The sequence below is a fragment of the Actinocrinis sp. genome (assembly GCF_035650855.1).
In the GTDB taxonomy this organism is placed as follows: Bacteria; Actinomycetota; Actinomycetes; order Streptomycetales; family Catenulisporaceae; genus Actinocrinis.
In genome coordinates, this window is the sequence record NZ_DASRGV010000350.1 from 1 (window position 1) to 5,871 (window position 5,871).

Below are 5,871 nucleotides of genomic sequence, written 5' to 3' on the forward strand. Positions count from 1 at the left end.
GAGGCGGGGGCCACGTCAGCGGTCTGCGCCTGCGTCTCGGGCAGGGCGTTGTCCTCGGGAGTGGGCACGGTGGTCACGCGTCACCTCCCCGGGCCGGCGCCGAGGCTGGCACGGCGTGGCGTGGGAAGAAGTTGCGTACGAAGAACTCGCGCAGCTTCTGCGGCGGCGTCGGCGGCAGGTTGCGCACCGAGCCGCGGGCGTAGTGGCGCTCCACGTAGTACTGACCCACCGTCAGGATCGAGGTCATCACCAGATACCAGATCGAGGCGACCACCAGCAGCGGGATGATCTTGTAGTTGGCGTTGTAGATCCGCTGCACCGAGACCAGCAGGTCGAAGCCGGCGACGACGGAGACCAGCGAGGTGTTCTTGAGCATCGAGATGGTCTCGTTGCCGGTCGGCGGGATGATCACCCGCATCGCCTGCGGCAGCACGATCCGCCGCATGATCAGCAGCCTGCGCATGCCGAGCGCGCAGGCCGCCTCCGTCTGGCCCTCGTCCACCGCGATGATGCCGGCGCGCACGATCTCCGACATGTACGCCGCCTCGTTGAGGCCGAGGCCGAGGATCGACGCGGCGAACGGGGTGACCAGGGTGACGGTCGACCAGGTATGGAAGCCGGGGCCGAACGGGATGCCGACGGAGATGGTCGGGAACAGCGCCGCGATGTTGTACCAGAAGAACAGCTGGACCAGCAGCGGGGTGCCGCGGAAGAACCAGATGTAGACCCAGGCCGCCGAGGAGACGATCGGGTTGTCCGACAGTCGCATCACGGCCAGGATCACGCCGCCGACCACGCCGACGATCATCGCGATGACGGTCAGCCAGAGGGTGGCGGCCACCCCGTGCAGCACCTGGCTGTTGAACAGGTACTGGCCGATGATCCAGCCCTGCCAGCGCACGTTGGTGGCGAGGTTGTTCAGCAACATCGCCAGCAGCACCGCGATGACCGCCGCCGCGACCCAGCGGCCGGGGTGGCGCACCGGCACGGCCCGTATCGTCTCGGGCCGTGCTCGCTGCGCCGCCTCCGCGGTCGTGGCTTGTTCGCTCACTTGCTCACTCACGCAGCACTCAGCTCGTGGCGCCGTTGATCACGGGGTTGGTGATCCCGCCGTCCTGGATGCCCCACTTGGTGAGGATCTGGTTGTAGGTGCCGTTGGAGATCAGCACCTTGAGCGCGGCAAGGACCGCGTTGGACATCCCGGTGCCCTTGGGCATCGCGATGCCGTAGGGCGCGGTGCCGTAAGGCTGCCCGGAGATGACGAACTTGCCGCCGGACTGCTTCGCCGCGTAGTCCGCGACCGGCGAGTCGGCGAGCACGCCGTCGGCGCGGCCGCTGGAGAGCGCGAGGTTCGCGCCGTTCTGGTCATCGAAGGACAGGCCCTTGACCGCGGGCTTTCCGGCGCTGGTGCAGGTCTTGGTGTCCGCCGGGATGTCCGTGCTCTCCTGCACGGTGCCCTTCTCCACCGCGAGCGTCTTACCGCACAGCGACACGTCGTTCGGCTTGAGTCCCTCGGGGTTGCCCGCCTTGACCATCAGGGAACTGCCCGCGGAGAAGTACGTGACGAAGTCGACCGCGCCCTCGCGCTCCTTGGTGTCCGTGAAGGAGGACATGCCCAGGTCGTACTTGCCCGCGCTGATGCCGGCGAGAATGCTGTCGAAGGTCACGTTCTGCACGGTCACCTTCAGGCCCAACTCCTGGCCGAGCGCCTGGGCCAGGTCCGCGTCCATGCCGATGATCGTCTTACCGTCGCTGGCGAAGAACTCGTTCGGCGCGTACGAGGCGTCGGCGGCCACGATGAGCGTGCCCTTGGCCTTGACGTCCGCCGGGACCAGCGACTTCGGGTCGGTCCCGGCGCTCGCCGACGCGCTCGACCCCGATCCGGAGCCGGCGGAGGTGGCCGGGTTGCTCGCGCAGCCTGCGGCGAGCAGTGCGGCGGCGGCGAGGATTGCGCCGCCCGCGACGGCGCGGTGCCCGATGAGCTGTGGCATGAAGAGATCCGCTTCCTTCGTTCGTGGCGTAGGGGCTGCTGCGCCGCATGGTTTCACTTGGATATTGCAACCGGAAGAACCGTGTTCATCTTGTTGCCTGAGACGCCGCCTGATCGAGGCGCGCGCGGCGATGTTATCCGTTTCGTGATCTCTCGCGGGCTATGCCGCCTTTGTCGCCGGACGATCACCCGCCGTGCCCGGCGCCGCGCCGGCCCCGGCGGGCGCACCCGAACGGCCGTACGCCGACGGGGTGAACCGGGCTCGCGCGCGGCCGCGCGCTCGGCCAAGATCGCAGGTGATCGCCGAATACGTCGATCTACGTGCGGCGGGACACGTGGATTTCACATAACGAGACGATCAAGTGTAGAGCAAACCCCTGCCCAGTCAGCAGGCTGCGCACTACTCTCTCCCGCAATCCATGCGGATTCGCCTACGAGGCTTGGTCGGAAGAAGCGGGTGCCACAACGTGCCCGCCTCCGGTGCCCTGCCACTACGAGGGAGAGAGTTTTATGCGAAGCACTTCGCTCTACAAGATGAGCGCGGTCATCGCCGTCGGTGCTCTGACCCTGGCCGGATGCGGCTCCCGAGGGGGGAGCCCGTCGAGCAGCAGCAGCACCGGCGGCAGCAGTGGCGGCACGGTGGTGGAGATCGGGGTCGACGCCCCGCTGACCGGCTCGCTGGCCGCGCTGGGCCTGGGCATCCAGAACTCGACCGACCTGGCGGTGAAGACCGCGAACAAGAACAACGAGGTGCCGGGCGTCACCTTCAAGCTGGTGGCCAAGGACGACCAGGCGAACCCGACGATCGGCCAGCAGAACGCCACCGCGCTGGTGGCGGACAGCGCCGTGGTCGGCGTGGTCGGCCCGCTCAACTCCAGCGTCGCGCAGTCGATGCAGCAGGTGTTCGACCAGGCGAACGTCACCGAGGTCTCGCCGGCCAACACCAACCCCTCGCTGACGCAGGGCCCGAACTGGCAGACCAGCCCGGTGCGGCCGTACAAGTCGTACTTCCGCGTGGTGACCACGGACAAGGTCCAGGGCCCGTTCGCCGCCGACTACGTCTACAACGACCTGAAGATCACCAAGGTCGCGACGGTCAACGACGGCAAGACCTACGGCAAGGGCCTGGCGCAGACCTTCACCGACGAGTTCAAGAAGCTCGGCGGCACGATCACGGTGGCGCAGGCGATCTCGGACACCAGCACCGACTACTCGGCGGTGGTGACCGCGGTGAAGAACTCGGGCGCCCAGCTGCTGTACTACGGCGGCGAGTACCCGCAGGGCGGTCCGCTCTCCAAGCAGCTCAAGGCCGGTGGCGACAATATCCCGGTGATGGGCGGCGACGGCATGCAGGACCCGACCTACATCAAGCTGGCCGGCACCGCGGCCAACGGTGACTACGCCACCGTGCCGGGCGCGCCGATCTCGACGCTGGCCTCCGCGAAGACGTTCATCTCGAACTACAACGCGGCCGGCTACTCCGCTCCGTACTCGGTCTACGGCGGCTACTCCTACGACGCGGGCTGGTCGATCATCGAGGCGGTCAAGGCGGTCGTCGCGGCCAACGGCGGCAAGGTGCCCAGCAGCTCCTCGGACTTCCGGCAGAAGGTCGAGGCCGCCATGCAGAGCGTGTCCTTCGACGGCGTGACCGGCCACGTGTCCTTCGACCAGTTCGGTGACACCGGCAACAAGCAGCTGACCATGTACAAGGTCGAGAACGGCGCTTGGGACAACGGCGTCAAGGTCGGCACCTTCGGCGGCTGACGGTAGACCCAGTCCCACGAGGAATCCGGTCTCAAGCGCGGAGGGCGGCTACCACAGCGCCCTCCGCGCGGCCATGCTTGACCTCGACCTCGTCCCCGCCTCGATCCGGAAGGACGCCCCGTGACAACCACGGTCTTCCTTCAGCTGGTGACCAACGGCATCGCGCAGGGCGCGATGTACGGGCTGATCGCCGTCGGCTACACCATGGTCTACGGCATCATCCAGCTGATCAACTTCGCCCACGGCGAGTTCTTCATGTTCGGCGGTTTCGGCGCGCTGGCGGTCTATCTGTGGATCCCGCCGGTCCAGCACCTGCCGCTGCTCGCCGCGCTGCCCATCATGCTCGTCGGCGGCATGATCGCGTCGGTGATCATCGCCGTGCTCGCGGAACGCTTCGCCTACCGGCCGCTGCGCAACGCGCCGCGGCTGGCCCCGCTGATCACCGCCATCGGCGTCTCGATCCTGCTGCAGCAGCTCGTCTTCCTGTGGTACCCGCAGCCGGGAGGCCACACCTTCCGGGGCGTCACCGCGCCGCTGCAGTTCCCGACCTTCGGCGGAAAGCCGTTCCACCTCGGCGGCGTGCTGATCCAGCGCGCGGACCTGCTCACGGTCGTCGTCTCGGTGATCTGCATGGCGTACCTCGCGTACTTCGTCATGAAGACCCGCACCGGACGCGCGATGCAGGCCACCGCTCAGGACCCTGACACCGCGCGGCTGATGGGCATCAACACCGACAAGGTCATCGTGGTCGCGTTCGTCCTCGGTGCGGCCTTCGCGGCGGTGGCGGCGATGACCTACGGGCTGCGGTTCGGGCAGGTGTCCTTCGACATGGGCTTCTCCGCGGGGCTCAAGGCGTTCACGGCCGCCGTGCTCGGCGGCATCGGCAACATCTACGGCGCGATGGTCGGCGGCCTGGTCCTCGGCATCGCGGAACAGGTGACCACCGGTGTCCTGGCGAGCTACAACGCCACCCAGCAGTGGGGTACCGCGTGGCAGGACGTGTGGGCGTTCCTACTGCTCATCATCGTTCTGCTGGTCAGGCCGCAGGGTCTGCTCGGCGAGCGAGTCGCGGATAGGGCGTGAGCGGCATGACTGAGCAAGTACCGGAGTGGGGCGCCGGCTCCCAGCCGCCGCAGACCCCGCTGGCCGCGCGCCGGGAGGGGCGGCCCACAGTCAGTCCGACCATCGCCAAGGCGCTGGTCGCGGTCGGCGCGGTCGCCTCGCTGTTCTCCACGTTCCTCGCCTGGACCTGGACCGCGTCCTTCCCGGGCAACCTGTCCGTCAGCGGCTATCCGGGCGGCAATCAGCTGATCACCCTCGTGGTCAGCGTCGTGCTGATCCTCGCGCTCGGGCCCGCGTACGGCGTTCCCGGACTGCGCTGGCTCGCGCCGCGCGGCTACGTGCGGCTGCTGCGCGGACTCGCGCTCGCCAACGCGGTCTCCACCTGGTACGTCCTGCTGGCCATCGCCATCGAGCTCAACGGCCTGGCGAACTGGGTGTCCGGGTCCTGGACCGCCGCGATCGCCACGCTGCTGCCGGTGGCCGGTTCCTTCCTGCTGCCCGACGACCAGCGCGACGCGCCCCCGGCGCGGCCGATCCCGCTCTGGGCGCAGTCCGCGATCATCCTCGTCGCGATCGTCCTGGTGATGTTCGTCGCCGACTACGGCATCACCACCACCTTCACCGAGGAGTTCCTCGGCTTCGCGCTGGCGGTCGGCTTCGCCGCGTGGGGCCTGAACAGCAGCGGCATGCTGGCCCGGCTCACCGACCTGACGTCGCGGAACCGGATCGCCACCTCGGTTGCCGCCTTCGTGGCCGCGCTGCTGTTCGTGTTCCTGCAGACCTCTGACCAGTACAACACGATCGCCGACGACATCCTGATCTTCGCGACGGTGGCCCTCGGCCTGAACATCGTGGTCGGCCTGGCCGGTCTGCTCGACCTGGGCTACGTCGCGTTCCTCGGCGTCGGCGCATATAGCGCGGCCCTGGTCTCCGGGGCGCTCTCCTCCCGATACGCGCACACCGTGCTGCCGTTCTGGGGGCAGATCCTGATCGGCGTGAGCGTCTCGATCATCGCCGGCGTGATCATCGGCGCCCCGACGCTGCGGTTGCGCGGC

At 68.2% G+C, this 5,871-nt stretch carries 5 protein-coding genes; 3 read left to right on the top strand and 2 right to left on the bottom strand.

Annotation, left to right across the window (positions count from 1 at the left end):
• Nucleotides 1-73: 73 nt before the first annotated feature.
• Both VFB40_RS24740 and VFB40_RS24745 read right to left on the bottom strand, forming a co-directional pair.
• Nucleotides 74-1,063, bottom strand: coding sequence for an amino acid ABC transporter permease (locus VFB40_RS24740; protein ID WP_324838405.1), 990 nt, complete (start codon nucleotides 1,061-1,063; stop codon nucleotides 74-76).
• Nucleotides 1,064-1,070: 7 nt separating this feature from the next.
• Nucleotides 1,071-1,991, bottom strand: coding sequence for an ABC transporter substrate-binding protein (locus tag VFB40_RS24745; RefSeq protein ID WP_324854704.1), 921 nt, complete (start codon nucleotides 1,989-1,991; stop codon nucleotides 1,071-1,073).
• 509 nt (nucleotides 1,992-2,500) lie between these two features.
• On the opposite strand from VFB40_RS24745, the gene VFB40_RS24750 reads away from it, so the two are divergent.
• From VFB40_RS24750 to VFB40_RS24760, 3 genes are all read left to right on the top strand, one after another.
• Entirely contained in the window at nucleotides 2,501-3,754 is a 1,254-nt protein-coding gene (locus VFB40_RS24750; protein WP_324854705.1) for a branched-chain amino acid ABC transporter substrate-binding protein, read from the top strand.
• Nucleotides 3,755-3,874: 120 nt separating this feature from the next.
• Entirely contained in the window at nucleotides 3,875-4,837 is a 963-nt protein-coding gene (locus tag VFB40_RS24755; protein ID WP_324854707.1) for a branched-chain amino acid ABC transporter permease, read from the top strand.
• A gap of 5 nt (nucleotides 4,838-4,842) precedes the next feature.
• On the top strand, nucleotides 4,843-5,871 hold a 1,029-nt coding region (locus tag VFB40_RS24760; RefSeq protein WP_414642145.1), incomplete at its 3' end, for an ABC transporter permease subunit.